This is a genomic window from Enterobacter sp. 50793107, from assembly GCF_001463365.1.
Taxonomy (GTDB): domain Bacteria; phylum Pseudomonadota; class Gammaproteobacteria; order Enterobacterales; family Enterobacteriaceae; genus Enterobacter; species Enterobacter cloacae.
This window is the reverse complement of the sequence record NZ_LNII01000172.1, coordinates 44671-71012: the sequence shown is the minus strand read 5'-3', so window position 1 is coordinate 71012 and position 26342 is coordinate 44671. Positions and strand designations below refer to the sequence as shown.

Here is a 26342-nt window from a genome sequence, read left to right as displayed (position 1 = left end):
GTGCTGACGTATCAGCGCTGCATGCTCACGGCGGGTATTTTCCCTCTGACCGTATTCTGCAAGAACGGTGATATCACGAATCCCGAGCTGTCTGGCGGTAAAATGCCGGACGCCGGAAGGAATATGACCTGGGACCTACGTGCGCCCGCACCGACACCCTCACACCTTCGAGCTACTGTTGCCATTAAGGGGTCGTTTCGTGGTGCTGAATTTTGACGATCGGGGTACCGTCACCCATCGGGCGATATTGGGGGAAACCTGTACGGTGCTGGAGATGGCCGCAGGAACCTGGCATGCCGTGCTGTCGCTGGATACCGGTGGCATAATTTTTGAAGTAAAACACGGTGGCTATCAACCCGTGGCTGCCGATGACTATGCGCACTGGGCTCCAGCGGAAGGAGAACCAGGAACCACGGAGCTTATGGCCTGGTATGCGCAAGCGCAGGTGGGCGACAGCACTTTTGCCGTCTAAGGCGATAAACAAAAACGGAATGAGTTTCCCCATTCCGTTTCCGCTATTACAAACCGTCGGTGACGATTTTAGCCGCCGACGCTAATACATCGCGACGGCTTTCTGCCTTAGGTTGAGGCTGGGTGAAGTAAGTGACCAGAATCAGCGGCGCACGATCTTTTGGCCAGATCACCGCGATATCGTTGGTGGTGCCATAGCCACCGCTGCCGGTTTTATCCCCCACAACCCAGGAAGCAGGCAGTCCAGCCTGAATGCTCGCTGCACCGGTGGTATTGCCTTTCATCCATGTCACCAGCTGCGCCCGTTGGCTGTCGCCCAATGCTTTACCCAGCGTCAGATTCCGCAGAGTTTGCGCCATTGCCCGAGGTGAAGTGGTATCACGCGGATCGCCCGGAATGGCGGTGTTTAACGTCGGCTCGGTACGGTCGAGACGGAACGTTTCGTCTCCCAGCTGTCGGGCGAACGCGGTGACGCTAGCCGGGCCGCCAACGTGAGCAATCAGCTTATTCATCGCCACGTTATCGCTGTACTGTAGCGCGGCCGCGCTAAGCTCAGCCAGTGACATCGTCCCATTGACGTGCTTTTCCGCAATCGGATTATAGTTAACAAGGTCAGATTTTTTGATCTCAACTCGCTGATTTAACAGATTCGGTTCGCTTTCACTTTTCTTCAGCACCGCGGCCGCGGCCATCACTTTACTGGTGCTGCACATCGCAAAGCGCTCATCAGCACGATAAAGTATTTGCGAATTATCTGCTGTGTTAATCAATGCCACACCCAGTCTGCCTCCCGACTGCCGCTCTAATTCGGCAAGTTTTTGCTGTACGTCCGCCGTTTGCGCATACAGCGGCACACTTCCTAACAACAGCGTGACGGTTGCCGTCGCCATCAGCGTGAACTGGCGCAGTGATTTTTTAACCATGGGATTCCTTATTCTGGAAGATACGAAATAACAACAACATGAATAGTCCCTAAATTCCACGTGTGTTTTTTATTAGCTTCAAAAATCACTATTTCACGAAGAATTTAGACTGCTTCTCACACATTGTAACATTATTTACAACCACCTTTCAATCATTTTTGATAAATCATTGATTTCATCTTTGCTGCAATGATACTTAATAAACTCTGCAAGTTATCCACAGAGCAACACTCAATTTTATTGATGATATTCTTATTATACCAGACATTTTTCATACACTCCCTTGTACGGATAGTTTTCCGACAACTTCATGATTACATATCTTGCGGTTTTGATTATTTTTGCTGCAAGAAATACATACTTCAAACGAAAGGTCTTTATTTGCTGTCTGTATTCTGAAGAGTCCAAGGAATCAAACTTGAACAACAAAAATAGGTTATATGAAAGCATCATCATTTGAAACACGGCTTCATTCGCCCAAAATGACTTTAGCAAGAGATGACCCACCGCCATGTCGTATTTGGCTTCTTTGATATAGTTTTCAGCATTACCACGCTTTTCATAGTATATAACTACTTTTTCAGAAAGCAAGGTAGTATTTGTTACAAAGAAAAAGTAGTCGTATTCGGAACCTTCTAAAAGTGATAATTGTGCTCTTTCTTTTTCTGGTTTCAGTACGCGAGATACGACAAATCTTCTGTCTTTTTCCCATTTAACTAATTTTGTATACAGTTCTGTAGTTTCTCTACCTTCTTCTCCTTTAACGAATACAATTGATGAATTCGTTGCTTGTGAGGTGAGTGTAGAATAACTTTTGGCTTTAATTAAATATTTGCATCCAAGAGATTCTATCGTTTCGATAATTTTTTCATCAAAGTAGCCACTATCCATTCGAAATAAAATTTCTAAATCGTCTGATTTGATGTTAGCAACAATTTCTTTGATCATTTCCGCAGCACCGTTTGCAGTGTAAGTATTGCCACTTCTTACAAATCCGGTAACATATGCTTTTAATTCGTCGCAAAATGCAAATTGGATATTGTAGCATCGGTTTCCCAGTTTCTTAGGATTATATCCTTTTGACGCACCTTCTTGATGACCTTCTACGTTAATTACACTACTATCAATATCAATCGTAATGGATGTCAATTTACTTTTAGTGAGCAGTTTTTTAAAGACTTTAAAATTAATGTCTCTAAACATTTGGGTTGTCTTGAAGTTGAAGTTTCCTAGAAACCGTGACACTGTTTCAGGTTCTTTTACGGAAATATCAAACTCGTTGACGAGGGGATCATTTTGAAGTAGCTTTAGACGTTCTAACTTATCAATGCCAATGAAGTGACCGCAGAGCATGGTCTTTATATGATTCATCTTGATTTTATTTGTTGAGTCATTATCAAATACGAGGTCATTTTCAATAAAATCAAAAATCCCATTGCTTTTTGCATTCTCAAGGAGCAGAAAAAGACCTGCATTTGATGTTAGATTCTTAGCTTTGAAATCAATTTTATTAATCATAATTAGAACCCCTTTTTACTACTTTTCTTACTATTATTTTACCATATATCGAGTCATAAAAGCTGATAATTTAACATATTTTTGAGCACTTTTCTTTCACCCAATGGGTGAAAGCTGAATTTCGAAGGAATGCATATTTATCAAGGCTTTGATTATGCTTTTTGAAGTACTGACGTAGAATCTAGGTCCACGATAAGCGTGGTGCAACTCCGTATTAGAAATTACCGCCGGTGGTTGAATCCAGTGCCCTGAACAGGCTGTCCTGGGCTGCTTCCAGCAGACGACCTGGCAGACGGAGTTCATTCACGCGGTAACTCTGCCCGGTCTGTGTGGTCACTGTGAGGTAATACTGATCGTCAAACTGCTGACCGGCACCGATATGCACGATGGTGGCCGTGTCGATCCAGCACAGGTTTGTGCCTTCCGCGTCCTCAAGTGGTTTGATTCGGCCTTTCAGCCACTTCTGCGGGCGACCCGGCCGGCATTTGATCGTGATGCCGTGCTAATAGCCGCGGGTTCTGGCCACAAAGGCCGCTATTTTATCTTCATCCAGATCCTGCGACGGGGTGAGCTTACTGAAGCTGGACGGAGAGAAGGTGTACTGCAGTTCTTCAAACAGGTTCAGGTACGTGGCTTCATCATCCAGGCTATCCCCGCTTTCTTTCAGCATGGAACCCCAGATCCTTTCCATTTCACCCTTCAGCGCCAGTTTAACCGCCTCAAATTCTTCCTGATGTTCATCGTAGTAGTTGATATCCATCGTGTCTCCTGTTGTGTTTTTGGCGAATTTGCGGAATTAATATACATAAAAAATGTTCAAATATGAACATTTTCAGGCTATAAATACAGGCAGATTATAACAGGCCAGTCCACCAGGATTCGGCCAGGAGCTGAGTACGCATGATAAAGAAACCACTTATTGCCGGCATCATGCTGGTTGTGGCACACACCGCCGGCGCTGCGCAGGGTGATGATACGGAACTGCAGCAGATTTTCACGGAGGCCGGAATTCAGGGGATATGCAGCGCCGGGATGCTGGCTGTGCCGGAAGGGGCCAGGGATGAAGTTGTCCCGCAGAACGTCAGACACCTCCTGGTTCAGTGTGCCTATTTCGACGAGCAGCAGTTGCGCCGGCGTGCCGGCCTGCCGGCTCAGACATTTAGCCACTGGCGTGACCGCAATGCGGTCCTTAATCTGTCGTCTGACCAGGTATCTGATGCGCTCTGGCTGTCAGCGTGGCGTGATTTCCGGGCACAACTGGCCTCGGCCTACCCGGCCCCGGCGGAAAAAAAGGCACAGGGGAAAGAGGCCGTACCCGCCGGCACGAAGCCCGGCACTGAGCATGGGAGTGCGGCGGATTGACCGGCTTTGACTTGATCCTGTGGCGACGGGGCCTGAACTGGACCCAGGAACGCGCCGCGGCTGAGCTCGGTATCAGCCGTACCAGCCTGGTAAAATATGAGGACGGTGAGACAGTACCCCGGACCATACAACTTGCCACCGTCGCGCTGACGCTGAAAGCGGAATGGCCCACCCTGAAAACCATGAGCAAAGACAGGCTGCTGCGGCAGCTGAAGTATGAAGTGCTGAGGATCGATAATGAATGAGTCCATCCATGTTGTCGGCTCTTTTATCCTTGCGGGTATCCTGCTGTATGGCCTCTGGCTGGGTACACGGCGACGCCGGCGCCGGCACGAACGGAAACAGGCCAGTGCGGTACGTGTGATCGATAAAATTAATACGTTTCCGCATTTCGGGCAGAAAATTGCCTATCTGCGCAAGATTGACCCGTTTGTGTTCGAAGAGCTGCTGCTTGAAGGCTTTGAACGCCGGGGCTTTGAAGTGATCCGTAACCGCCGGTATACCGGTGACGGCGGGATTGATGGCCGTGTGAAGATTGATGGCCAGACCTGGCTTATCCAGGCCAAACGCTATACCAGCTATATTGCCGTTGGCCACGTCCGTGACTTCAGCGACCTGCTGAACGCCACCGGAGGCCGCGGATTTTTCTGCCATACCGGCAAAACGCGCGAAGGCACCAAATCGCTCATTCGCGGAGACAGCCGCATGATCCTGGTCAGTGGCCAGAAGCTGCTAGACCTTATTGCCACCGATGCGCCGTTTATCCCGTATCCGGGATACCGGCCACCGGCCGAAATGGTTCATCCTGAACAGGAGACAACATGAAATTCAAAGGATACGTCGCCGCCCTGCCGGCACTGCTGCTGACAGGGTGCGCCATGCTCCCCGGACAGCCCACCGCTTATGACCGCTTCTGTAACGTCTCAGGCATCGCCAGCCACGGCGAAACCTACCGTGTCAGTGACAGCCAGGATTTCTGGTTAACCCCGAACGGCCGCTATCTCAGCCAGGCTGAGTACAGCAGTCCGGCAGATACGCTTCAGAAACTGACGGGTGTGGTCATTGGTGAAGATCCTGACCAGGTGCGGAAGAACGCCGTCAGGGTAAGGGTGTTCCGCGTCGAGAGTGAAAACAGCCATAAAGGTGCGTGCCTGCCTGTGCGTTATGACGATAATGGCGCACAGCGTAAAATGGATTCACTGACTAACGGCCGCCGTATGGTGGTATTCAGTGAAGATGAAGGTCAGTCTGGTCAGCAGATTTACAACAAAAGTCGTGGTACAGGATTCAGTTACAGGTTGTTATGAGTGGATTGAAAGGCCGCCGAATCAGCGCGGATATGTTTGCTATGATGTTAAAAGTACCTGTCGGGGAGCTGGTTTTTGCCGCCCGACACAACCAGCCGCTACACGGACAGGCGCTACCTCCCTACGGGATCGGCGGCGGGAAAAGCTGGAGCTCGACCGCTTCCACCCGCAGTATGACGTTTGATATGCAGGAAGCGGTCGATTTCAGCGAGAAATTTCATAAAATTCAGTCGCCTGACGGCTGATTAGCGGATTTTAAAAAATTGAACACTTTCCCCCTGCAAATTTCTCAGAATTCACGTAGCGACGCCATCGGGACCGGGCGCGTGACATATGCCTACTTCGATTATGCCGATGCGCTGGCGCTGCGGGAGATGGCCAGCCAGGCTGATTTACCCAAATACCTGCTGGCCCCGGAGGTGTCGGTGTTTCTGCGGTATGTGCCAGACCTGCGCCAGCAGGTCCTTTTCGATACCCTCTGGAACACGGGCGCGCGTATTAATGAGGCGCTGGCGCTGACCGGCGCCAGCTTTCAGCTTGACGGTTCCCGGCCGTTTGTCCGGCTGAAGACGCTTAAACAGCGTCAGCGTGGCCGCGGAAGGCCGGGCAAGGATGAAGAGGTGTTCCGTCTTGTTCCTCTGACCGATCCTCAATATGTCAGGAAGGTGCGTGAATTTCTGACCACCCTGCGTATTGGTAAACAGCAGCTGCTCTGGCCGGTGCAGAGTGATAACACGCCGCGTAACTGGATCAGGAAGGCACTGGACCTCGCAAAACGTGACTCTGTCACTTTTAGTATCCCTGTTACCTGCCACACGTTCCGTCACAGCTTCTGTATGCACCTGATCCAGCATGGGGTTCCGCTGAAAGTTGTACAGGCTTATGCCGGGCATTCCCGGCTGGAAACCACAGAAACCTACACGCGCGTGTTTGCGCTCGATGTCGGCCGTCAGTATGGCGTCCGGTTCAGCCTGCCAGACAGTCATCTAACGCTTCCGGAATAATCCGTATTCATCCCTGTTATTTCCTTATAAATCTAAAATAATCTCTCATCTTTCTATATCAGGCCGTTTTGAGGACGGCCTGACCGTCTTTTGTTGATTTTTATTCGGTATTTTTCTGTATTTTTCTATATTGGTGCGTCTTTTTGTCTTTACACGTCAGCACGGATGCGTAATAATCCATTTGAAAGCTGTATTTTTCCTGATTTCTACGGTTTTTTTCTAAATAATGTGAGGTTCAAAATGCGTATTTTTGTTGACGACGGTTCCACCAACATCAAACTGGCATGGATGGAAGATGGTGCGGTCAAAACGTTGATCAGTCCGAACAGCTTCAAGCCCGAATGGTCCATGACGTTGCTGACAGATTCATCGGTGCCGGCTTCCGCCAACTATGAAATTGACGGGGAAAAGTACAGCTTTGACCAGCTGAGCCCGGATGCCGTGCGCACCACGGAAACACGCTATCAGTACAGTGATGTGAATGTCGTCGCTATCCACCATGCCCTGATGCAGTCTGGCATTGAACCGCAGCCGGTTGATGTTGTGGTGACGCTGCCGCTGGGCGAGTACCTGGATGAAAACGATCAGCCTAATATGGCCAACATCGAGCGGAAAAAAGCGAACGTGAAGCGCGCGGTGGCCGTTCAGGGGCGTGAGAGCTTTACCGTGCGTAAAGTCAGCGTACTGCCAGAGTCGGTCCCTGCAGGCTTCAGTGTGCTGAAGGATCTGGACGATCTGGACTCCCTGCTGATTGTGGATATCGGTGGAACCACGCTGGATATCGCGCACGTTCGCAGCAAAATGTCCGGATTCACCAAGACGCATTGCGATCCTAAAACCGGCGTATCCATCATCACCGAAGCCGTAAAACATGCACTGGATACCAGTGTGAGCACCCGTACCAGTTCGTATTTTGCCGACCGTCTGATCCAGGCGCGAAATGACGAAACGTTTCTTTCCCGTTACCTCCAGAATGCTGACCAGCGGGCCCAGGTGATGAAGGTACTGCATGAGCGGGAAAAAGCCCTGACGCACCGTGTCACCGATTCAGTTGGCCGCTTTGCCGGCTTCACGCACGTCATGGTTGTCGGTGGCGGCGCCAGCCTGGTCGCCGGCGCAGTGAAGCAGGCCACGGGGGTGAGTGACGATCGTTTCTTCGTCAGTGATAACCCGCAATTCGATCTGGTTCTGGGTATGGTGGCAATGAAGGGCTGAGTATGACTGATAACCGTAAGTGCTCGTTTTATATCTACCCGGAGCGCAATGCGGCGGACCGGGTAGCCGACGGCTTTCTTGAGAAACTGCCTCAGAAAGAGCGTGGCCGCGCGATGCGCGCCATGATGCTCTGTGGTGCCGCGTTGATGAAGCAGGACGAACGCCTGCCGTTCCTGATCGCTGAATTCCTGACGGAGAGCACCTCGATGCAGGATATTCAGCGGATCATCAGCAGTACGCTGCCGCAGCAGGATACAGGAGAAATGGCGCGTCTGGTTGAGGCGTTTCTGCAGGCCACCGGCGGTGGCAGCAATACGGTGTCGCCGGCAGGCAGCGCTGTGCCGGAAAACAGTCCCGCCGTGGCTCCTGAACCGGCAGCACCGGAGGATAAGAATCTGGAAGAAACCCGTAAGAACGTCCAGCATCTGTTCCCGGATGATGATTAAGGGGGCAGCGTGAAAAAATATGTGCTGTTAACCCTGACCCTCATCGCCGGCGCCGTGGCAGCAAACCCGGTAACAGCGGCCGGCAATGTTCAGGCGCAAACTGCGACTGAAGTTAAAACCGGGTTTTCACCCGGCGGGACCGCATTAAATCTGGTTCTGGATTCAATCGACCACGCGCAGCATGAGATTCTTGTTGCCGCCTACAGCCTGACCAGTCGTCCTGTTGCCGGCGCGTTGCGTGCCGCAAAAAAACGGGGAGTATCGGTGGTGGTGGTGGCCGATCGCAAAGCGAACGACAACCGGTACACCGAAGTGAACTTTCTGGCCAATAACCGCGTGGCGGTGCGGATCAACGATAACTACGAGGCCATGCATGATAAATTCATGGTCTTTGACCGCCGCGCCGTCTTGACCGGATCGTTTAACTTCAGCGCCAGTGCAGACAGTCGTAATGCGGAAAATGTGGTGCTGATCAGCGGCGCGCCTGCAGTAACTGAAGCCTACGTGAACGAGTTTTCCCGTTTATGGGGCGAAGGAAAGGACGTGGCCCCACGGTACTGACCTACAGCAGCGGCAGAAACTCTGCCGCCTGATTTTTAACTTGATTTATATGGCTCATTCGTCGTATTATCAAGGCTCATTTTTCGGTAGCGCCCCGACTGGCGAAGGAGTAAAACCATGCAATCATTCCCCCTGTTCGTTTCCCGTGTCGTACCTGTGATCACCCTGAGCCATTGCCTGCGGCAGCGGCGCTGGTCCCTGCACAACACGCCATGCCAGATTGACCTGAGATCAGGTTGTCACCTGCGCTCACAGCCTTTCGGCACGCTATCCAGACGGGAAATAAGCGACCGGCCACCGGCTATGCCCCGCGGTTACTGGTTCAGGCAATGCAGCCGGGATGTCATGTTTACGGGGCGCATCGATCAGGCAGATCCTATGAAACAGGTCTATTACAACGAAGGCTGGAGCGGTCCGAATAAGTATACGTTTGAAGTTTATCAGCTGGAGAACGGGAGTTACCGGGCGCTGGCCCGCAAATGGAATGGCAAAATCAACAAGGTGCAGCAGGAAACGCAGTACCTGTCTGACACGCGGGAGGGGCTGAAGCACCAGGACTATCCCCGCACGCGCCAGGTGAAAATTTTTCTGAATTCAGACTTCTGGGAGAAGGGTAATGATTAAGATGGTTAGCGTCGTTCCGCAGCCGGAAACAGTGAAGACGCTCCGGGAAAAAATGGGCATGACTGAAACCGCATTAGGGGCTGTCATGGGTTACGAACTGCGCGCATGGCAGCGTAAGGAAGCTATCAGCGACGATCTCAGCCAGTACAACAAGACCAGTCTTCGCCCAGGCGAATATAACATGCTGATGCTGATCGCCGGCGTGCATCCTGATTACCGCCTGAACAGGGCATTCAGTCCGGATGATATGGTCAAAGATCCCGCCACGGCCGAAGACGTTCGCCGCCTGCGTCTGGCGCTGGGGCTGAAGCACGCTGAAATTGCAGCGCTGTTTGGCTATAAACCGGCGTCATGGCAAACCAAAGAAAAGGCTGCTCAGCGCGGCGTAAAGCTCAAGACCGGGGAATTCAATTTCCTGTTACTTCTGGCCGGTGAGCATCCGTCACTGCAGCTGGTTGAGAAGGCGAAATAAGGCCCGCGGCGACCAGAGAGGACCCTTTATGATCACCACACGCCGAATGTTAATGCTGTATGCCTGCCTTGTGCCCATAACCCTGACAGGGTGTGATCTGGCTGATTATTTCCAGAATGTGCCACAGCCCGTGCCCGTGATTTCGCCCGGCTATCAGGTTGATATCGATGGCCACCCGGTCCGAATATCAGGATTTGATGACTGCCCGCGGGAAAAAGATGAAGCCCGGCACGCAGCTGCACAAGATGAGAAAGGCTGCATTGTGCTGTCTGCAGAGCGTTCCGAGGTGAAGGTCAGACTGTATCAGCCAGCCGGCGCCGTCACCGAAACCTGGCGGATCATCCGGGAAAAAGACGCTCACCAGAGCGATATTATTCGCCTGCAGCGCCCGAACGGTGCGCTTGTGATGCAAAATTTACAGGGGAAGGAGTCTCCTTAAACCAGAAAAATAACAAAACTAACTTGATTTATATGGCTCGTTAGACGTATAATAATTACATCGAAAGGCAATCCGGTCTTTCGACGGTAGCGCCCCGACCGGCGCAGGAGTCACCTTATGACTGCTCTCAATTCTCAGCAACAGGCTGATGTTGCCCGCTATATCCGGGAACATGGCAATAAAACCGTTATTTCCCCTGAATGGTCACTTATTTATTTCTCGCTGTGTCAGTGTGAATTACATCAATCGCATGAAGCCATTATTTTTCATAATGGCCGACCAGCAGGGCTATTTCTTCTGAATGAAACAGGCGAGCTCACCGAATTATATCTGCTGGGGTCGCTTTCTGACATTCTCACCGCCGCTGCGGTCAGCAAATAACTTTCAGGGAGTTAATACACTATGACCATGCAATCAGAATTTTTATTTACTGATCCTATGCTCAACGTCGTTATAGCAGAAATTAAGCGTTTTAATTGCCCGCTTCTTTTCGTCAAAGATCACGGCGTGTATGTGATGGCGGCGAAAGGTGAGAAAAACAGTAAAGGGAAGCGTAATGTCTGTTATGCCAATGGCTTCAATCCGGATACAACGGATTTTGACGAACTCTGGGACCGTATGGAGGCAGCCTGTGGCGGAGATGATTTTTGCGAAACCCTTGCCTTCGATACAAGATCGATTGAACTTCTCAGCCGCGCGAAACCTTATCTGAGAATTATGGTTTCAGATTCGATGCTGGAAGTTATTACCGGGGGGCAGAAATAAAACCATAATAGCCCGTTAAATCGGGCTTATTTTATTTTAACTGTATTTACATCTAGGACAAAATGTCCTAATATATATTTGTGGCCGGGCAAGGTGCTCAGGTCCCCTACCGAGGGAAATATATGAAATTTTCAGCAGAAGAACTCAACATTATCCGCCAGGCGGATGCCATTATTGCCGGTAAAATTACCACCACGGATTTTATCACCGGTGCCGACGCCGCGCGTTCCTTGCTGCGGTTTCGTCTTGCTGCAGAACCACGCGAATCATTCTGCGCGTTCTTTCTTAACATCCAGAACGGCGTGATTGCGTTTGAAGAACTGTTTAAGGGCACCATCAGCAGCGTCACCGTTCATCCGCGTATCGTCCTGCAACGCGCCCTGCATCATAATGCCGCCGCTGTGGTACTGGCGCATAACCATCCTTCCGCTTCCACTGAACCCAGCCAGGCTGACAAGCTGATCACCGAGCGTCTGGCGCAGGTGCTGGGGATGGTTGATGTCAAAGTCCTCGATCACCTGATTGTGGGCGGCAGCGATATTTACTCTTTTGCTGAACATGGTCTGATTTGACAACCGCGGCCGCACAGTGGTGCGGCCGGCTCTGGAGGCTTGCTATGGGCAATAAATATACCGTGCCGCTTAACGTGGGCGCGATCCGCGAAAGCTGTTTCCGTCCCGCTGACAAATGGACCCCGCCGACGGGGGAAGAGCTCCGCTATCTGCTTGAAAATGTGCTCAACCTGAGTCAGGAAGGGCTGGCACGATATGTTGGCGTTAACGGCAGAACGGTGCGCCGTTGGGTGACTGGAGAAAGTGACATCGCGTATTCCGTCTGGTGCGTCCTGTGCATCGATGCCGGCTTACCGCCGATCTGGAAATAGCAGCGCACAATACCGACGCGCAAACGTGCTTCCTGAACGTATCGGATATACGAAGGAAATATTATGGATACTGATAACTATTTTTTCAGAGTACCGGCGACACGCGGAATACAGGGCGGCATAGAACAATACATGCTGACGGTTCCTATGGTCGTGTTACGTCGTATTCTTGCAATGGACAATGATGGCGATGTTATGGATCGCAGTCAGCGAGAAGCGAACAAAACGCGGGCGAAAAAAATACGGAATTATGTTGCCGGTGCGACATCAAAACGAGCCCCCTATATTTTGCCGTCAATTACCGGAAATATTGACAGCCATGTTGAATTCCTCCCCAGCGAACTCTCGCCGGCAGTGGGTATTCTTAAAATTCCGATGGACGCTGATTTAAAATTATTCGATGGCCAGCACCGTGCGCTGGGTATTTTTGAATTTGTACGCGATTATTCCAATACGGAAGATACGATCAGCTTGTTGCTTACCGTTGGCCTGCCACTTGAGTTACGCCAGCAGTTTTTCGCTGATATTAATAACAACGCGAGCAAACCGGCCGCGGCGATCAGTATGGCATATAACAACAATGATCCGGTCAACCAGCTGGCAATGCATCTGGCCCGAACCGTCACCGGGCTTGCGGGCACAGTGGATTTTGAACACAACGTGGTCCCGGCGAAAAGTTCACGGCTTATCAGCTTTAAGGCGCTGAACGATGCGACCAAAAAAATGCTCAACCTGCGGGCCAACAGCATTCCCTCGACGCAACAGCGTGATATGGCAGAAAGACTCTGGACAGCCTGGGCGCAGGCGATGCGCTGGAATGACATTGCCCAGGATGATATCGCCGCGGAGTACCGTCAGGAGGCGCTTGGCCTGCATGGCATCATGATTAATGCGATCGGTATGGCAACGGCCAGGATGTTACGGCACAGAACACCAGAAAGCATCGAGAACCTGCTGGCCTGTGCTGAAAACGGTGACAACGGTTTTCATTATCGGGAGTCGTTTGTTCCTGAGTGCTGGGAAGGGAAGTGTGTTGATCCGGAAACTGGCACCATCAAAACCGACAGGCGGGCGCTCGAAGCAACAGCTGAAGCGTTGCAAAAGCTGATAGATCCGTTCGCAGATGCGCTGTGGTTGCGTGCTTATCTGTCAGCTGAAGAGGCGAGTGATACAGCGTTACTGAAGTATGCAGCTGACATCGAGAGTTATAAGCAGCGCACAGCCGATCCGATGGTAAATATCGTGGAGAAGCTGAAGGCGCTGGGTGACGGCGAACCGCAATACAGAGCGTCGGTGCTGGCTTCAAGCGAAGGACTGAGCCGCTATCTGGCCGGGGCTGAAGGCTGACGCGGTGGTTGCCGCCTGCAGGGCAATACGGGCATCGAACCCGCATTGCCCTGAAACGCGCTGAGCCGCTCTCTGGGCGCGCATTTAAAAAACCTGTACCCATCATCGTTTTTATGACTTTGACGTGTCCTGCCCCCTATTCTGGCCCTTTCTGATGCGATCCCGCCCTGGTATCTGCCAGTTAGCTTACTTTTGACATCCGTACAGCGTGTCTTCCCTGTTCATTTCTGCTCAGTTGCAGGCTTTTCTGGCAGGCCTGTCGAACTAAAACACCTCTGGGCCCCTTCGGCTCCTGCCCGGCGGGCAGTCGTCAGCCACACTCCGCTAGCCAGGCAAAGCCTGGCAGCTCCGCCGAACCCCCTGCGGGGTTTCGGGCTATCGCTAGTGTCTGATGCCTGAACCCCTGCACCATGCCGGCAAAGCACCTTCATCGGGCTGATGGGGATCTGAAAGCAAAATTTACAGGGAAAGGAGTCCAGGAATAAACAAAGAAAATTAATCAGATAACGCTTGATTATAATGGCTCATTAGACGTATAATAATCACATCGAAAGGCAATGAGGCTTTTCGTGGTAGCGCCCCGACTGGCGCAGGAGTAACAAATTATGAGTAAAGCACTGACCCCCTCCCAGCTTAAAGCTGAACTGGACACGCAGAAAGATGCGCTGCTGAAGGCGTGCCTGTATGCCCTCAACGAAATCCCTAACCGCCGTTTAAGTGGTCCGTATCAGTCCACGTATGCTCTGGCTGCAAAACTCGATCAACTGCTTCAGAGCTGCAAATAATTATTGATGGGCTGGCATTGCCAGCCCTGTTCAACGCTAACGGTAGCGCCCCGCATGGCGCAGGAGTCTGAAATGTCATCTAAAAATACTCTCCCGTCGGTCGATCTGATGTCCTGCCAGCATGGCGGTGAAGTGATCCCGTCCATTGCTATTGAGCGCATCATCTCGTTGCGGGATGAAGGTATCCGCGTCTATCTCGACGGCATAGACAAGCTGCGAAAAGCGCGCGATCTGATGCAGCAGGCCGGAGGCTGTCAGTACCTGTATGACTACGACAAAGCCGTAGAGAGTGCCATCAAATGGAGCGACACCACGCCAGATCAGGCCGAAACGGCTATTTCCCGCGTTATCGACGGAAAAATCTGGGATCGGCTGATGACGGAAACCGGTATGTATACGCTGATGAGCAACAAGCAACGTCAGGAATGGGATCGGCAGGTGGCAGGCAAAGAAATGCCGCCGATAACGCTGGATAACGTTATGAGTACGTTCCGGCACCTGAACGCAAGCAAGGCCGATACCTTCACGCAAGGGCTGATTGATATCTTTAAATCCCTGTCGTGGGATTATAAAACCAATAACCCCTGCATGTTTGGCAAGCGTATCATTATCGCGCCGTTGCTCGATGTCTGGCGCAGTGGCTGGGTGCGCTTCAGCTCAGACGGGCACACCAAAATTGACGATCTGGCGCGGCCGTTCTACGTGCTGGACGGGCGTAACGTGCCTGATTACCGCGTTTCTGACGGTGCCAAACTGGATGCCTTTTTCAGTGAAAACCAGTTCAACGGTAAGGTGTTCGAGTGTGATTACTTCAGCGTGCGATATTATAAAAAGGGCAGCGCGCACATTACGTTTAAACGCCCGGAGCTGGTTGAGAAGATCAATAATCTGGTTGCCAGTCACTATCCCGGAATGTTACCCCCTCGCGTGTAATGCAGACGGCAGGCCGCATTTGCGGCCTGAAATATAAACAGGGAAAGGAAGTATTCCCCGGCCTGAGAAAATCATGCCGGGCATGTATTTATTGCTTGATTAATATGGCTCATTAGACGTATAATAATCACATCGAAAGGCAATGAGGCTTTTCGCGGTAGCGCCCCGACTGGCGCAGGAGTAATAAACATGGCTATTCAATCCCTTCAGTTCCGTAACGGCTCCGTTTCTCTTGGTGATGTTTTTGTTTCCAGCTGGGGTTATGAGCAGACAAATACCTGTTTTTATCAGGTGATCGCCCTGCGCGGTAAGAAAACCGCCGTACTGCGCCGCATCGCTGCGCAGCAGGTGAAAGCAGACAGTGCAATGTCTGGCGAGTTAAAGCCGGTATTGAACGACTTTAAAGGCGAACCCGTGACCCGTCGCATCCGTGAAAACCATGAGCATCCGTCTGTCAGCATTGACGAGTACGAACAGGCTTATAAGACCGATCCTAACGAAAGCCATTTTTACAGCACCTGGGGCTGACCGCCTGCTACGCCCCGCAAGGGGCGTATAGTCGAAGACTTATTCAACCAAAACGTGAATACTATGCGAAATAACAAGGCGCTCAGGACGCAGATACATGGCGGAAACAGTTTATCAGGCGCGGAGGCGTTTTTACCTTCTCCGTTTTCGGCGCAGTCGTAACCCGGACACACTGGAAAAAATGTACGAATCCATGCGGGATCGTGGACAGGTGCCGCCGGAGGACACCGAGGCTTTTGAGGCTGCCGCCGACCATCGCCGCGCAGAGCTGGCATCGGGACGCATCTGGGATAAGATCCCGCCGCATGTCTGGCAGTATGTAAAATAATCACAGCGCCCCTACAAGGGGCGTTTTTTTGCTTGCATATATGGCTCGTTAGACGTATAATGTTTTTACTGATTCAAATCAGTACCTTCCTAAACAGCCTTACAGGTGCATTATGACCTCTTCTGAAATCCTCCATAACCTCCCTCAGATTATCACGGCCGTGGCCGCCCTCATTACAGCCATTACCGGGTTGATTAAAGTCATGAAGGATAAGGGTAAGGACTGAACCGCCGCAGGGGGCGACAGCCCCCTGCATCGCTAACCGGCAGCGCCCCGACTGGCGCAGGAGTAAAAAAAGTGACAACGCTGCATATTCGAGAAATTCCCACTGATGGAGCGCCGCCTATCTGTGCAGGCCGCTCAATCTCAGATGATGACCTTTGCGCCTCATGCCAGCATCTCGATTATCGCCCTGGGCACCTCAGCGCCTGCCTGCTGTCAGGTTGCGGGCGTGACGACTGGCCTTCAGAACTGGATGCAAACGGCTATAGCGTTGCCTGTAGCAGCTATGAGCGCGAAAAATCGCTTGATTAATATGGCTCATTAGACGTATAATAATCATATCGAAAGGCATCCGGTCTTTCGCGGCAGCGCCCCGACTGGCGCAGGAGTTTTACAATGCACGGTAACGTAAATGAAATTTGCGCAAGGCTTCTCGATAGTTTTGAACCACAGCAGCGGATCAGCCTTCTGATCTGGACTGCTGAAGATGTCCATGACTGCACCAGTGATATGAACCTCACTGACGATGAGGCCGAAGCCGTTCTGGCAGAAATCGCGGAATGCAGTTCACACAGCCGTTATGGCGTCGGAAAAGATACCGTCTGGAGCCTGGCAAAGCAGGTGCGCGAAGATGCCGCCCGCGATCGAAAAATAGAGGTCAATGCCGAGGCGCTGCAAAAAGTCGTGGCGCTGGCGGCGCAGTTTATCCGGCTGGAAGAAATCCAGTCTGGTGAAGGAGCTGCACGCCGACTTTATCCGCAGGAGTCTGAGGCGCTGGAGTGCATCACGAAGGTGATTAACGGCTAATTCACGCAGTAACGCAGCGAACTTTTACGGTAGCGCCCCGACTGGCGCAGGAGGAAAAAACATGTCCCAGAATGAAGCCTATTACGACACGCTGGCCCTGATTGAAAAGGGGCAATGGTGTTTCGGCAGTATGGACGAAGAAAACGAAGAGCGGGCAATCAAGGCCGCTAAGGCGCTGGCGCTGTTTGCGCGCCTGAATGAGCAGGACTGCGACGGACACCCGGTTTCCGAAATCATCGTTGATTTTATCGCTAACCTGATGCACCTGGGGGAAGCGATAAATTTTCGTGTGCTCGATGAGGATAGCGCGGTGATCCCGTTGGTCAGGATCGCAGCCGTACACTTTAACGCTGAAACAAAGTCATAGTAATCATGTGAATCAGAAGGGGGCAGGCGTGATCCTGCCCCCAAAAATGGACAGGGGAAAGAGTTCTCCCGCCTGAAAATATTCAGGCAGGCGGGAATATTTTGCTTGATTAATATGGCTCATTAGACGTATAATAATCACAACGAAAGGCAATCCGGTCTTTCGACGGTAGCGCCCCGACTGGCGCAGGAGTACAGAAAATGTCTACTGAACTGAATCAACCCGCCATCACTGCACGCATTATCCCCAATAACCGCCGCATGGCCTTTCTGCCACGCCTGTTCGGCGCCTGGTATCTCACAGGTGAGGCCGGTGTCTACAACCACGCACGTTCTCTCTGCGCCGATTATCAAGGCGGTTCCTGGGAGTTCGTCGAACTGTCTTGCGGTAGCGGCTTCATGTACCCACTGAGCGCAGAGCGCTTCACGGTATCGGTTAGCGGTAACTGGTTCGAAGGGGAACTGTCCGCAGAAGCTACCGGTATCGTGCTGACCCTGTTCACCCTGAACCACATGATCTGGCACGCACATGATGCCGGCTATGAGCACATCTGCGACATGCTGATCACCCAGCAGGAAAAGCTCAAATTATATGCCGACCAGCACGCCGAAGCCGGTTTGATTTACCGCGCGATTGACTGAAACGGCGGCCCCCGCGAGGGGGCCAATACTGACAGGGGGAAAAATGTTAACACTAACTGATATTCGCGCCAGCAATACGGTGCTGGTTACGGAATTTGGCGGCGTGCGTGCTGTGCATTTCTGTCTTCATGAAAAATTAAGCGGTAACGACAACGATCTGTGGTTTCCGCTTGCCAATGGGGCCGACCTGTTCGAGGCGCTGGAAAGCATTATGTGCATCAATTTTGCCGCTGCTAACGTTGTCTCGCTGGAGTTCCTGCGGCAGAACGGGAAGTGCAAAGACTACCGGATCACCTACAACAAGGCCAAATTCAAGCCATTATGTTAGATATCTGGCATCATTAAATGTTCATATTTGAACAAAATAAAATTAAAAAAATACGTCTAATGAGTTGATTAAATGGCTCATTAGACGTATAATTATTACATCGAAAGGCAGTTGAGTCTTTCGCGGTAGCGCCCCGACTGGCGAAGGAGTTGAAATGAAAGAAGCAGACCAAAAAAAAGTGAATGCCGTAATGGCAATTGCTGATTATCTCGGTGTAAAAAATCAAATCGAGGTGATCGAATACTCAGCCGAATCAGTGCAGGTTGAGTGGCGAAATCCTAAAACAAAACAGCTTATTCATCGTGATTACACTTTTGCAAATTCCTTTGTAAAAGACTTTGAAAAAGCCCTGAAATCGAACGTGAAGTTTTACTGATAAAGAGGGGGAGAAATCCCCCTTAATCCTCCCATTTTTTACTGATAAACATCAAATATATGAGGTGTATTATGTGGAAACGTGGCGAAAACAAAGTGATTCTGATGGGGCGTGCTGGCAAAGATGCAGAAGTGCGTTACACCCCAAACGGAACGGCCATTGCGAGCCTGACGCTGGCTACAGAAATCAGCTATAGCGACAACGAAGGGAAGGAGCAAAAAGAAACGGAATGGCATGATATTGTCATTTTTGGAAAGAAAGCCGAAGCAGCTGGGAAGTACTTCAAAAAGGGTATGATGCTGTATTTTGTCGGGCGCATTCGTAATAACAAATGGCAAGGGACAGACGGCAAAATGCGCAGCAATAAGGAAATTGTGATCGATAATAACGGCGAAATGCAGATGCTGCCGGGAGCTGGGCCACGTAACACCGGTGCAGAAGGCCAGGGAGGCATTGAAAATCATGATGAACCGCCGTTCCCGGATATGAATGATTACCCGCAGTGAGTATTTGAGTTAGAACGGCCCGCAGGACGCGGGCCGCCAATCCAGAGGGGGGAGTATGAATATCAGTGAACAATATCGGGTGGCGGTCGTCAGTACCGGCCATGTAAAAAAAGAAGACGCGGAACTACTGGACAAGGTCTGTAACGATGACTTGTCCGGTCAAGGTTTGTTCTGGATCGAGAAAAATCGCTATGGGTGGATATTGCGTATTTCTGCTACTGAACAATGGCGAGTGGAATTAACCAGGGCGGGGATCAGTGCAAGTGCTTTGGATAATATAGCCGCGTTAAATGGTGCCGGGTTCGACTGGATTTGGTTTGACCGGGATGCAGAACAGGTGCCAGAACTGACCGTTTGGGAGTGGTAAACCGGTTAAAAATATGCCTCGAAAAGGGGCATTTTTTTCTTGCCTGTAATGGCTCATTAGACGTATAATAATCGTGAAGTTTAAAAGTGGATATTGATTAAAACGCTCTGTAAATAACGTGGAGAGAATATTATGGCGACCTTATACCCTTATGAGGTTTATACCCTTATTGTGTCAGAATTAATCGTAAGCCATTTTAATGATGTCGCTATGGTATATCCGGGAAGCGAAGAAATTAAAAAGAACTATGACAGTGAATTAAGTGCTGTACAGGTAGTTAATGGCATCAGAGAAAAACTGATTGAAGATGGTGTTATACAGTGCGAACAGTGCCCACTGCTATCCGAGTGGGATGAGAACAAGGTTATCAACCAGCTAATTAAAGATTACCGCCTGATTCTCAATCGTGACTATGAACTAAACCGTGTTCGTCAGCAGCTGGCCCCGGAGCTGATCGCACAGATAGAAAACTGGAAAGAGCAGAAGTATTCCGATTCTGCGAAGGAATACGAGGTGCTCTATGAAACCATCAACATCAACGGAAAGGAGGTTACAGGCAAACTAAACGTAGTTGCAGTAAGTCGCTTTGATGCTGTTTTCATCGTAGGGCAGCGTCACGCTAACGATAACTTTTTGGTTCTGGATGTGAAGGAGGTGATGAATCATTGAAATCCAGAAAAGGTGCCGGATTGCGCCAACAATCCGGCTGGGTAGGCAATTTAAATTGTGAGGTTCAAAATGCCGTTGTGGATTATACACTATGCTGAAGATGTCGCAAACGGAGTGCAAACAAAGTCGCATCCGATGAACGCAGCGCAATGGGATCACTTCCGTTTCTGGTTGGCAGTGTTCCGGCGGATTAAAGAAACCGCGATGTAATCTGTAACTGTCTCAGGGGCGCTGTATGCGCCCCTTTTTAATATCCGTGCCCGGACTCCTTTCCCTGTAAATTTATCGGGATCAAGGGCGGATCGTGGTCCTGAACGTGCGCACCATTGAGCGCTGCATCGCAGCGGAACCGGAAAATTTTTTCCGGCCAATGAGTGCCCTTGTCACCGGAACGGTGACAAGTATGCACGCACAATTACACGAACAGGCAGCACCCATGCCCGGCCTGACAGGCCGGGAGCTATATCATAATGTGGGATGCTATATGTGAAAGGTGAAGGTTAATACTGCGGACCTGAAGCGTCAGGATTCTGACCGGTAGAGCCATTTTGTGTGCGCTGCTCTTCGTGAACTCCAGTGATTTTTTTTCGGTTGTTGCTGGTTCTTTTTTTTCCAACTCGTCCGGCAGTAATGTCCTTGATATCACGTAATGTAACGTCTGAAAAACCCGCATCGTTGAGGAATTTCAGTATCTCTTTATCTTCATATCCTTTCGAATCTTTCAGCTTCTTAATGTCAGATTTAAGCTCATCGAGTACGTGCTTTTTCTCAAGCCTTTCTGACGTCACATCAGGCAAGTCGTCGAGAATGCTTTTGAATTTTCCGATGTCCTCACTGCTATAAAATGCTTTCTTTTTTGCAGGCATATGCCCTCCCAATAATGTCAAAATCGGCCATGCCGAACCGGAGAAAACCGATCAAGGCTATTCGGGTGATTTTACATGATGCCCGGCACGATTCAATTGCTCTGCCTGCCAGGCCCTTCGCTGCTGGCTTTCAAACCTCGCCGATGGTAGAATTCAATGAGGTATTTAAGTACGGGACAAGATGTGTTTTTGGTACACCGCCGGCACGCCGGCAGTGACGCAAAAACGTCTTGGTCAGGGCAAGCCCCGACACCCCCTAACGAGGTTAGCTATTAGATGAGTCGTAGTGAGTCACGAAAAACAGATGCACAAATCCATTTCCGCTGCACAGCAGAAATTAAAGATGCATTGTCCAATAAGGCCCATGAAGCAGGGCTTAGTCTTAGTCAATATCTTATCAAATCTGGGCTTGGAAAGCGCATTCAATCGAAAGGGAATTACAATGCACTTGCCGCTCTTGTAAAGATAACAGCCCTTCAAAAACATCTGTTTAACGAAGGTGCCGGGGTTCATAGCAAGGAGTATTCAGAGATTCTGATTGAGGTCAAAAAGGCCGCACAGAAACTGCAACAGGAGATGGATGGTGATACCTAAAATCATTGAGGGCCGAAGGGACAAAAAGTCCAGCTTTGGTCAGCTGATTAAGTACATGGCAGACAAGCCGTCTCAGGAGTTGACTGATACAGTTCAGCCTACTCCTGAGACGGCTTTAGCTGTTAAATCGGATATGTTCGAAGGGTTAAACAATTACCTGACCCGTAAGCAGAAAGTGATCAGCACACCGGTGGATGTTGAGCCAGGTGTACAGCGTGTTGTGGTTGGTGATGTTACCTGCCAGTACAATACCTTCTCGCTCGATGGTGCAGCACAGGAAATGAATTCAGTTTCTCAGCAAAGCACACGCTGTAAAGATCCGGTTATGCACTATGTTCTCTCATGGCCTGACTATGAAAAGCCGAATGATGATCAGGTTTTCGATTCAGTGAAGTTTACACTGGCATCGATGGGCATGTCCGATCACCAGTATGTTGCTGCCATCCACCGGGATACAGATAACCTGCATGTGCATGTTGCTGTCAATCGCATCAATCCCCAGACATATAAAGCAGCCTCATCGAGCTTTACCAAAGACACACTTCACCAGGCGTGCCGCTTACTGGAATTGAAGAATGGTTGGTCCCATTCAAACGGTGCATATGTGGTTAATGACCGTCAACAGATTGTCCGGAACCCTCACAGCAAGAAAGAGCGGGGCAACTGGCGCTCACTCGATCGCATCAACAAGATGGAGAATAAAGAGGGGGTTGAAACGCTCTATCGCTATATCGTTGGTGATGAACAGGTAGGCGGTAGTCGTCAAAACTTGATCCATGTTTCAGCTGGGCTTCGTGAAGCCAAAAGCTGGGATGATGTGCATAAGACATTTGCAGACATCGGTCTTCGTGTCGAAAAAGCACAGGGGAAAAAGGGCTACGTAATTACCCACGAACATCAAAACCAGAAGACGGCTGTTAAGGCGAGTCTGGTATTTAACAAGGCACAATATACCCTGAAGTCGATGGAAGAGCGCTTTGGTGAATACCAGCCTTCACATATTGAACCGGCCAAAGTATCGGTATTTAAAACCGCATATACCCCTGGTGCTTATCGTCGAGATGCCAATAAACGTCTGCAGCGTAAAATTGAGCGCGCAGAAGAAAGAATGCTGCTCAAGGGTCGCTATCGCGCCTACCGGAACAATTTACCGATATATTCTCCGGATAAGGATCGCATCGCCGATGAATACCGGAAAATTGCCCAACATACCCGGTTGGTGAAAAATAACGTCCGGCATTCTGTTTCAGATCCTCATACCAGAAAGCTGATGTACAACCTGGCTGAGTTCAAACGCCTGCAGGCGGTTGCCAATCTGCGTCTTAGCTTGCGTGAAGAACGCAACGGCTTCAGGGCGGCTAACCCACGGCTTTCTTACCGGGAGTGGGTCGAACAGGAAGCACTGAAGGGTGATAAGGCAGCGCTCTGCCAAATGAGGGGCTTTGCCTATTCCTCCAGGAAGAAGGAGAAGTATAAACAGCAACTGGTTGAGCAGATCGGGTTCAACCGTACCTTTAACGCCATCACCAGTCATGATCGTGATGATGTGGCCGTAATGGCCTCAGCACGTCATGGTGTCAAGCCACGGCTTTTGAAAGACGGTACTGTTATCTTTGAGCGCGACGGTAAACCGGTAGCGGCTGATCGTGGTCATATTGTGCTGACAGAAAGTAATGGAATCGACAAAGAGAAAACGGCTGACCTTGCAATTGCATTAACGATTGCTGGTAAAGCCAAATCTGTTCGTGTTGATGGTGACGGCGAGTTTAAGGAACTGTGCTGTAATCGTATCGTCGATGCAGCTGTGAACCACAATCACCCTGTCGCGCAGGGCATTAACTTCACAGATGCCGCTCAGCAGGCGTATGCTCAAAACGAGAAACATCGTTTGATTCGTGAGCAAAATAATAGTAAAAATGAAATGCAATTCAGAAGTGAAAGCGACGACAAATTCAATCCGAAGTAAAATGGAGTAAGAAATGAAAATCAAAATGCAAACGGTCCTCGCGGCCGTTTCTGTGTTAGCTCTTGCCGGGTGTGCCTCTCAAAGCGAAAAGGAAAAACAAATCTCTGCACAGCAGCTGGTAGATCAGGAATTGCGTGAGCAAGCCATTAAGATAAAACTCGCACAGGATGAGCTTTACCAGGCTGGAGCCATTAACAGGACCCGTTACAAATTCCCTACCATTATCAATGCAAACAGTCAGTATGTTCGTGTGAGCTGGCAGGGTGATGCTTACGAATTACTGGAGCAACTGGCTAAACAGCGTGGCCTTCAATTCACCAGCCAGGGGATCAAGTTACCGCTTCCACTCAATATCGATGTTGGTGGTTCGAAGGTTACGTTTGAACAGTTGCTGACCCTGATCCGACAACAAACGCAGTACCGTGCCACCATCAACCAGAAACCCGGTGAACTGCAGCTGCTTTACCTCACACCATCGAAGAAAGGTTCATTCCTCAGAGGGACCCGCCCATGAAACTTAAACTGATCGTGCTTCTGACGTTACCGCTACTTGCTGCAAACGTTGCACGCGCGGACGACTCCGATGTTAAAGGCCTGGATTACTACATGGACCCGCCAAGCCAAAGTGACGATGAGGCCGATGTTACTGGCAGTATGCTAAACGACGCAGCGCACACCATTGGATTTCGCGGCGGAAAGGCAGAACGCGCTAAAGAAATTCGCGCCGCGCTGGAAAATCAGCGCAGCAACCTTGATTACATGTATTCGTTCCAGCCGCTGATCTCTTCTGAAGGCTACCTGCCTCCGGTCATTGCTGAAGCTAAAGACGTTGCACACATTACCAATGAGCAAATCCGAACGGCCAACCGTGCCTATGACATTGTGGTGCCGGCGCGCTTTGTCAGTAACCCACCGACCTGGAAAAGCTATCTTCTGACCGGGCTGATGGCGCAGCGGATCGAATTGCCTGAACCGGCTGCAATGCCGAAGGACGGGAAACAACGTGATATCTGGAAAAAAGCTGTCGCGCTGGGCTGGTCTGACGGTCGCCAAAAAGCTGATGAGATATTCACTGCTAATTTCAATCGCCTCACACGGGATTACACCGGCATGTTGCGCTACAGCACGCTACTGCAGCAGGGCATGATTAAGGCTCCAGTCATCACACAGCAGCAGCAAACAGTTACAGGGGATAAAAACCGCCTCATGCTGGGCGATAAAACGAAACGTATGAAGCAGCAAGCTGAGTTTGACATCAACAAACGCAGCTGGAAACCGACCATACGTTAAGGGGCAGTAGATGGAAGCATTCAATTTTGGTCCAACGCTGACGCCCCAGACGCTGGAACGTTTTCTCGTACACTGCTCAAACAATGAAGTGTCCGATATTCTGTTGCAGGGCGGAGATAAAATCTGGGTAGAACGTCATGGGCGCCAGTTGCCCATGACATCTTACCCGCTCGACAACCTGGAGCTGGAACGTACCGTTGATAAGGTGTTCGGTCAGGAGATCAAAGGGACGCTGAAAAGTGCTGCGGTCGTTAATACCGCTATCCAGCTAAGAGGTGATGAAGCGGGCACGATTGGACTCGGCCGCGGCGAAACCCGCCGGTTCCGCGCGAACTTTACTCAGGCCGATATTTATAAAACAGAAGCGGCAATGTCTCTGACACTCCGTGTTCTGAATGAGGTTATTCCTCAGCTTAAACAAATGGGTATTGAGCCGGACCTGTTTAATTCTCTGTTGCCGGCTGCCGGCCTCGGACTGATATGCGGCGAGACGGGATCGGGCAAGTCAACCCTGATGGCCAGCATCTTCCAGTATTGCGGTGAAACGTACCAGGACCGGAAAATCATCACGGTTGAAGATCCCATCGAGTATCGCCTGGGAAGTCGAGACTGGATTGCTCCGGCGCCGGCACAGTCACAGATTGGGCGCGATATTGATTCCTTCCACAATTTTATCACTCTCTCCGGGCTCCGTCGTTCTCCTAAGATTATGGGGGTTGGTGAGCTCCTTAACCGCCTGTCATTTGAAGCTGCTGTACTGGCAGGTAAATCCGGCCACTTTTGTCTTGGCACACTGCACGTCAAAACGGTCGGAGAAGCCATTTCCCGATCATTGCAGAACTATCCGCCGGAAATGCGTGAAGCTGCCGCCTTTGACCTGCTGAGTATCCTTTCTTACATCATCGTGCAACGCTTGCTTAAAACAAAAGACGGCCGGCGCAAGGCTGTCCGTGAATATCTCGTCATTGATAACAGCCTGCGCCGCAAACTCTATGACGTTGATTACAGCAAGTGGGGCCGCTACATCGACGACCTGTTGATCGCTGAAAACCGCAGTCTGATTCAGAACGCCTGGGCAATGCACCAGGAAGGTTTGATCGACGAAGCGGAAGTCATCGAGGTCGCAGGATATATGGACTATCTGGCGTTAAAAGAGGGCAAGTATGGACATTAACAAATGGCGTTATGCCGGCCGGCCACTGACGGTTTTTGGTGTGCCTGTTATCTCGTTTCTTGTGTACTTCATCTGGTTTCCGTTCCCGTCAGTAAAAACCTTTGTTATCTGCACCTGTGTGGTTCTCTTTTACTTTCTGCTGGCCATGATGGGCTACACGTTACCGGTGCTGTACCAGGTCATTCTCCGGGTTATCCGCGGGAAAAAACTTACCGGGCGGCCGTGGTGGTACCGGCGCTCTCAGCGATAACACATAAC

41 protein-coding genes and 2 pseudogenes are annotated in these 26342 nt (G+C 50.5%); 38 read left to right on the top strand and 5 right to left on the bottom strand.

The genetic code is table 11. From position 1 onward, the window contains the following. A pseudogene (locus APU11_RS29095) lies at nt 1–216 on the top strand (hypothetical protein); the annotation flags it as partial. Continuing rightward, nucleotides 128–472 (top strand): annotated as a pseudogene (locus tag APU11_RS25530) (WbuC family cupin fold metalloprotein); the annotation flags it as partial. The pseudogenes APU11_RS29095 and APU11_RS25530, both read left to right, overlap by 89 nt. Nucleotides 473–518: 46 nt before the next feature. Here the strand turns inward: APU11_RS25530 and APU11_RS25525 are convergent. The 4 genes from APU11_RS25525 to APU11_RS29085 all read right to left on the bottom strand — a co-directional run bounded on the left by APU11_RS25525 (nt 519) and on the right by APU11_RS29085 (nt 3672). Further along, complete coding sequence (locus APU11_RS25525) at nt 519–1394, bottom strand: extended-spectrum class A beta-lactamase CTX-M-15 (RefSeq protein ID WP_000239590.1); 876 nt, start codon at nt 1392–1394, stop codon at nt 519–521. Between the two features lie 255 nt (nt 1395–1649). After that, entirely contained in the window at nt 1650–2912 is a 1263-nt protein-coding gene (locus APU11_RS25520; protein ID WP_000608644.1) for an IS1380-like element ISEcp1 family transposase, read from the bottom strand. Nucleotides 2913–3126: 214 nt separating this feature from the next. Next, on the bottom strand, nt 3127–3297 hold the full coding sequence (locus tag APU11_RS29090) for a hypothetical protein (protein WP_239691350.1): 171 nt from the start codon (nt 3295–3297) through the stop codon (nt 3127–3129). Between the two features lie 117 nt (nt 3298–3414). Next, nucleotides 3415–3672, bottom strand: coding sequence for a hypothetical protein (locus tag APU11_RS29085; protein ID WP_239691349.1), 258 nt, complete (start codon nt 3670–3672; stop codon nt 3415–3417). A gap of 140 nt (nt 3673–3812) precedes the next feature. Between APU11_RS29085 and APU11_RS25510 the strand changes: the two genes are divergently transcribed. The 30 genes from APU11_RS25510 to APU11_RS25365 all read left to right on the top strand — a co-directional run bounded on the left by APU11_RS25510 (nt 3813) and on the right by APU11_RS25365 (nt 20194). After that, nucleotides 3813–4274: a hypothetical protein gene (locus APU11_RS25510; protein ID WP_060578767.1), complete on the top strand. Its 462-nt coding sequence runs from the start codon at nt 3813–3815 to the stop codon at nt 4272–4274. Beyond that, the gene (locus tag APU11_RS25505; RefSeq protein ID WP_004187394.1) at nt 4271–4519 is read left to right on the top strand and encodes a helix-turn-helix transcriptional regulator; all 249 of its coding nucleotides are present in this window, start codon (nt 4271–4273) and stop codon (nt 4517–4519) included. The genes APU11_RS25510 and APU11_RS25505 overlap by 4 nt, the downstream gene beginning before the upstream one ends. Continuing rightward, nucleotides 4512–5099, top strand: coding sequence for a restriction endonuclease (locus tag APU11_RS25500; protein ID WP_060578766.1), 588 nt, complete (start codon nt 4512–4514; stop codon nt 5097–5099). The genes APU11_RS25505 and APU11_RS25500 overlap by 8 nt, the downstream gene beginning before the upstream one ends. Further along, on the top strand, nt 5096–5581 hold the full coding sequence (locus tag APU11_RS25495) for a hypothetical protein (RefSeq protein ID WP_060578765.1): 486 nt from the start codon (nt 5096–5098) through the stop codon (nt 5579–5581). Before APU11_RS25500 ends, APU11_RS25495 begins: the two co-directional genes overlap by 4 nt. After that, nucleotides 5578–5826 (top strand): hypothetical protein, encoded by a 249-nt coding sequence (locus APU11_RS25490; RefSeq protein ID WP_039592089.1) that lies wholly within the window; start codon nt 5578–5580, stop codon nt 5824–5826. The genes APU11_RS25495 and APU11_RS25490 overlap by 4 nt, the downstream gene beginning before the upstream one ends. 18 nt (nt 5827–5844) lie before the next feature. Continuing rightward, nucleotides 5845–6585, top strand: coding sequence for a tyrosine-type recombinase/integrase (locus tag APU11_RS25485; protein WP_004187383.1), 741 nt, complete (start codon nt 5845–5847; stop codon nt 6583–6585). A 240-nt stretch (nt 6586–6825) separates the two neighbouring features. Then, nucleotides 6826–7800 (top strand): plasmid segregation protein ParM, encoded by a 975-nt coding sequence (locus APU11_RS25480; protein WP_011091047.1) that lies wholly within the window; start codon nt 6826–6828, stop codon nt 7798–7800. 2 nt (nt 7801–7802) lie between these two features. Continuing rightward, nucleotides 7803–8246: a plasmid partitioning/stability family protein gene (locus APU11_RS25475; protein ID WP_060578764.1), complete on the top strand. Its 444-nt coding sequence runs from the start codon at nt 7803–7805 to the stop codon at nt 8244–8246. Between the two features lie 9 nt (nt 8247–8255). Then, a complete protein-coding gene (locus APU11_RS25470) occupies nt 8256–8807 on the top strand; it encodes a phospholipase D family protein (RefSeq protein ID WP_011091049.1) in 552 nt (183 codons plus the stop codon). 378 nt (nt 8808–9185) lie between these two features. Then, on the top strand, nt 9186–9431 hold the full coding sequence (locus APU11_RS25465; RefSeq protein ID WP_019725064.1) for a hypothetical protein: 246 nt from the start codon (nt 9186–9188) through the stop codon (nt 9429–9431). Beyond that, a complete protein-coding gene (locus APU11_RS25460) occupies nt 9424–9903 on the top strand; it encodes a hypothetical protein (RefSeq protein ID WP_004187375.1) in 480 nt (159 codons plus the stop codon). Before APU11_RS25465 ends, APU11_RS25460 begins: the two co-directional genes overlap by 8 nt. 28 nt (nt 9904–9931) lie before the next feature. Beyond that, a complete protein-coding gene (locus APU11_RS25455) occupies nt 9932–10342 on the top strand; it encodes a hypothetical protein (RefSeq protein ID WP_060578763.1) in 411 nt (136 codons plus the stop codon). A 117-nt stretch (nt 10343–10459) separates the two neighbouring features. Next, a complete protein-coding gene (locus APU11_RS25450) occupies nt 10460–10723 on the top strand; it encodes a hypothetical protein (protein ID WP_020805634.1) in 264 nt (87 codons plus the stop codon). Between the two features lie 21 nt (nt 10724–10744). Further along, the gene (locus APU11_RS25445) at nt 10745–11107 is read left to right on the top strand and encodes a DUF3085 domain-containing protein (RefSeq protein WP_060578762.1); all 363 of its coding nucleotides are present in this window, start codon (nt 10745–10747) and stop codon (nt 11105–11107) included. 122 nt (nt 11108–11229) lie between these two features. Beyond that, nucleotides 11230–11679 (top strand): JAB domain-containing protein, encoded by a 450-nt coding sequence (locus tag APU11_RS25440; RefSeq protein ID WP_060578761.1) that lies wholly within the window; start codon nt 11230–11232, stop codon nt 11677–11679. 44 nt (nt 11680–11723) lie between these two features. Beyond that, on the top strand, nt 11724–11990 hold the full coding sequence (locus tag APU11_RS25435; protein WP_020805667.1) for a helix-turn-helix transcriptional regulator: 267 nt from the start codon (nt 11724–11726) through the stop codon (nt 11988–11990). Nucleotides 11991–12053: 63 nt separating this feature from the next. Then, nucleotides 12054–13337, top strand: a complete 1284-nt coding sequence (locus tag APU11_RS25430) for a DGQHR domain-containing protein (protein WP_060578760.1) — start codon at nt 12054–12056, stop codon at nt 13335–13337. 605 nt (nt 13338–13942) lie between these two features. After that, a complete protein-coding gene (locus APU11_RS25425) occupies nt 13943–14122 on the top strand; it encodes a hypothetical protein (protein WP_020805645.1) in 180 nt (59 codons plus the stop codon). Between the two features lie 72 nt (nt 14123–14194). Then, on the top strand, nt 14195–15055 hold the full coding sequence (locus APU11_RS25420; RefSeq protein ID WP_060578759.1) for a DUF4942 domain-containing protein: 861 nt from the start codon (nt 14195–14197) through the stop codon (nt 15053–15055). Nucleotides 15056–15244: 189 nt separating this feature from the next. Next, complete coding sequence (locus APU11_RS25415) at nt 15245–15583, top strand: hypothetical protein (RefSeq protein ID WP_020805654.1); 339 nt, start codon at nt 15245–15247, stop codon at nt 15581–15583. A 97-nt stretch (nt 15584–15680) separates the two neighbouring features. Continuing rightward, nucleotides 15681–15911: an Hha/YmoA family nucleoid-associated regulatory protein gene (locus APU11_RS27545; RefSeq protein ID WP_004187345.1), complete on the top strand. Its 231-nt coding sequence runs from the start codon at nt 15681–15683 to the stop codon at nt 15909–15911. 297 nt (nt 15912–16208) lie between these two features. Next, nucleotides 16209–16445 carry a hypothetical protein gene (locus APU11_RS25405; RefSeq protein ID WP_011154457.1) on the top strand — a complete coding sequence of 79 codons (237 nt, stop codon included), beginning with the start codon at nt 16209–16211 and terminating at the stop codon, nt 16443–16445. A gap of 84 nt (nt 16446–16529) precedes the next feature. Next, the gene (locus APU11_RS25400) at nt 16530–16940 is read left to right on the top strand and encodes a DUF1380 family protein (RefSeq protein WP_011154458.1); all 411 of its coding nucleotides are present in this window, start codon (nt 16530–16532) and stop codon (nt 16938–16940) included. A gap of 61 nt (nt 16941–17001) precedes the next feature. Next, nucleotides 17002–17307 carry a hypothetical protein gene (locus APU11_RS25395; protein ID WP_060578757.1) on the top strand — a complete coding sequence of 102 codons (306 nt, stop codon included), beginning with the start codon at nt 17002–17004 and terminating at the stop codon, nt 17305–17307. A gap of 200 nt (nt 17308–17507) precedes the next feature. Beyond that, nucleotides 17508–17948: an antirestriction protein gene (locus APU11_RS25390; protein ID WP_004206916.1), complete on the top strand. Its 441-nt coding sequence runs from the start codon at nt 17508–17510 to the stop codon at nt 17946–17948. 43 nt (nt 17949–17991) lie between these two features. Further along, complete coding sequence (locus APU11_RS25385; protein WP_045325057.1) at nt 17992–18276, top strand: hypothetical protein; 285 nt, start codon at nt 17992–17994, stop codon at nt 18274–18276. 154 nt (nt 18277–18430) lie between these two features. After that, complete coding sequence (locus APU11_RS25380) at nt 18431–18652, top strand: hypothetical protein (RefSeq protein WP_004187336.1); 222 nt, start codon at nt 18431–18433, stop codon at nt 18650–18652. Nucleotides 18653–18711: 59 nt separating this feature from the next. Continuing rightward, on the top strand, nt 18712–19158 hold the full coding sequence (gene ssb / locus APU11_RS25375) for a single-stranded DNA-binding protein (RefSeq protein ID WP_342669442.1): 447 nt from the start codon (nt 18712–18714) through the stop codon (nt 19156–19158). Nucleotides 19159–19213: 55 nt separating this feature from the next. Then, on the top strand, nt 19214–19525 hold the full coding sequence (locus APU11_RS25370) for a hypothetical protein (protein WP_004187333.1): 312 nt from the start codon (nt 19214–19216) through the stop codon (nt 19523–19525). A 132-nt stretch (nt 19526–19657) separates the two neighbouring features. Further along, entirely contained in the window at nt 19658–20194 is a 537-nt protein-coding gene (locus APU11_RS25365) for a hypothetical protein (protein WP_011091066.1), read from the top strand. A gap of 500 nt (nt 20195–20694) precedes the next feature. Here APU11_RS25365 and APU11_RS25360 read toward each other — a convergent pair whose 3' ends face one another. Next, a complete protein-coding gene (locus APU11_RS25360) occupies nt 20695–21060 on the bottom strand; it encodes a hypothetical protein (RefSeq protein ID WP_060578755.1) in 366 nt (121 codons plus the stop codon). Nucleotides 21061–21336: 276 nt separating this feature from the next. Here APU11_RS25360 and mobA point away from each other — a divergent pair, with 276 nt between their 5' ends. The 6 genes from mobA to icmT are packed head-to-tail and all read left to right on the top strand — an operon-like array spanning nt 21337 to nt 26334. Further along, complete coding sequence (gene mobA / locus APU11_RS25355) at nt 21337–21654, top strand: plasmid mobilization protein MobA (protein ID WP_004206923.1); 318 nt, start codon at nt 21337–21339, stop codon at nt 21652–21654. Beyond that, complete coding sequence (gene traI, locus APU11_RS25350; RefSeq protein ID WP_060578754.1) at nt 21641–23620, top strand: TraI/MobA(P) family conjugative relaxase; 1980 nt, start codon at nt 21641–21643, stop codon at nt 23618–23620. Before mobA ends, traI begins: the two co-directional genes overlap by 14 nt. 13 nt (nt 23621–23633) lie before the next feature. Continuing rightward, nucleotides 23634–24134, top strand: coding sequence for a DotD/TraH family lipoprotein (locus tag APU11_RS25345; RefSeq protein ID WP_004187320.1), 501 nt, complete (start codon nt 23634–23636; stop codon nt 24132–24134). Further along, a complete protein-coding gene (locus APU11_RS25340) occupies nt 24131–24910 on the top strand; it encodes a type IV secretory system conjugative DNA transfer family protein (protein ID WP_004187315.1) in 780 nt (259 codons plus the stop codon). Before APU11_RS25345 ends, APU11_RS25340 begins: the two co-directional genes overlap by 4 nt. Nucleotides 24911–24920: 10 nt before the next feature. Further along, nucleotides 24921–26084: a plasmid transfer ATPase TraJ gene (traJ, locus tag APU11_RS25335; RefSeq protein ID WP_004187313.1), complete on the top strand. Its 1164-nt coding sequence runs from the start codon at nt 24921–24923 to the stop codon at nt 26082–26084. Then, nucleotides 26074–26334, top strand: a complete 261-nt coding sequence (gene icmT, locus APU11_RS25330) for an IcmT/TraK family protein (RefSeq protein ID WP_004187310.1) — start codon at nt 26074–26076, stop codon at nt 26332–26334. The genes traJ and icmT overlap by 11 nt, the downstream gene beginning before the upstream one ends. Nucleotides 26335–26342 lie beyond the last annotated feature (8 nt).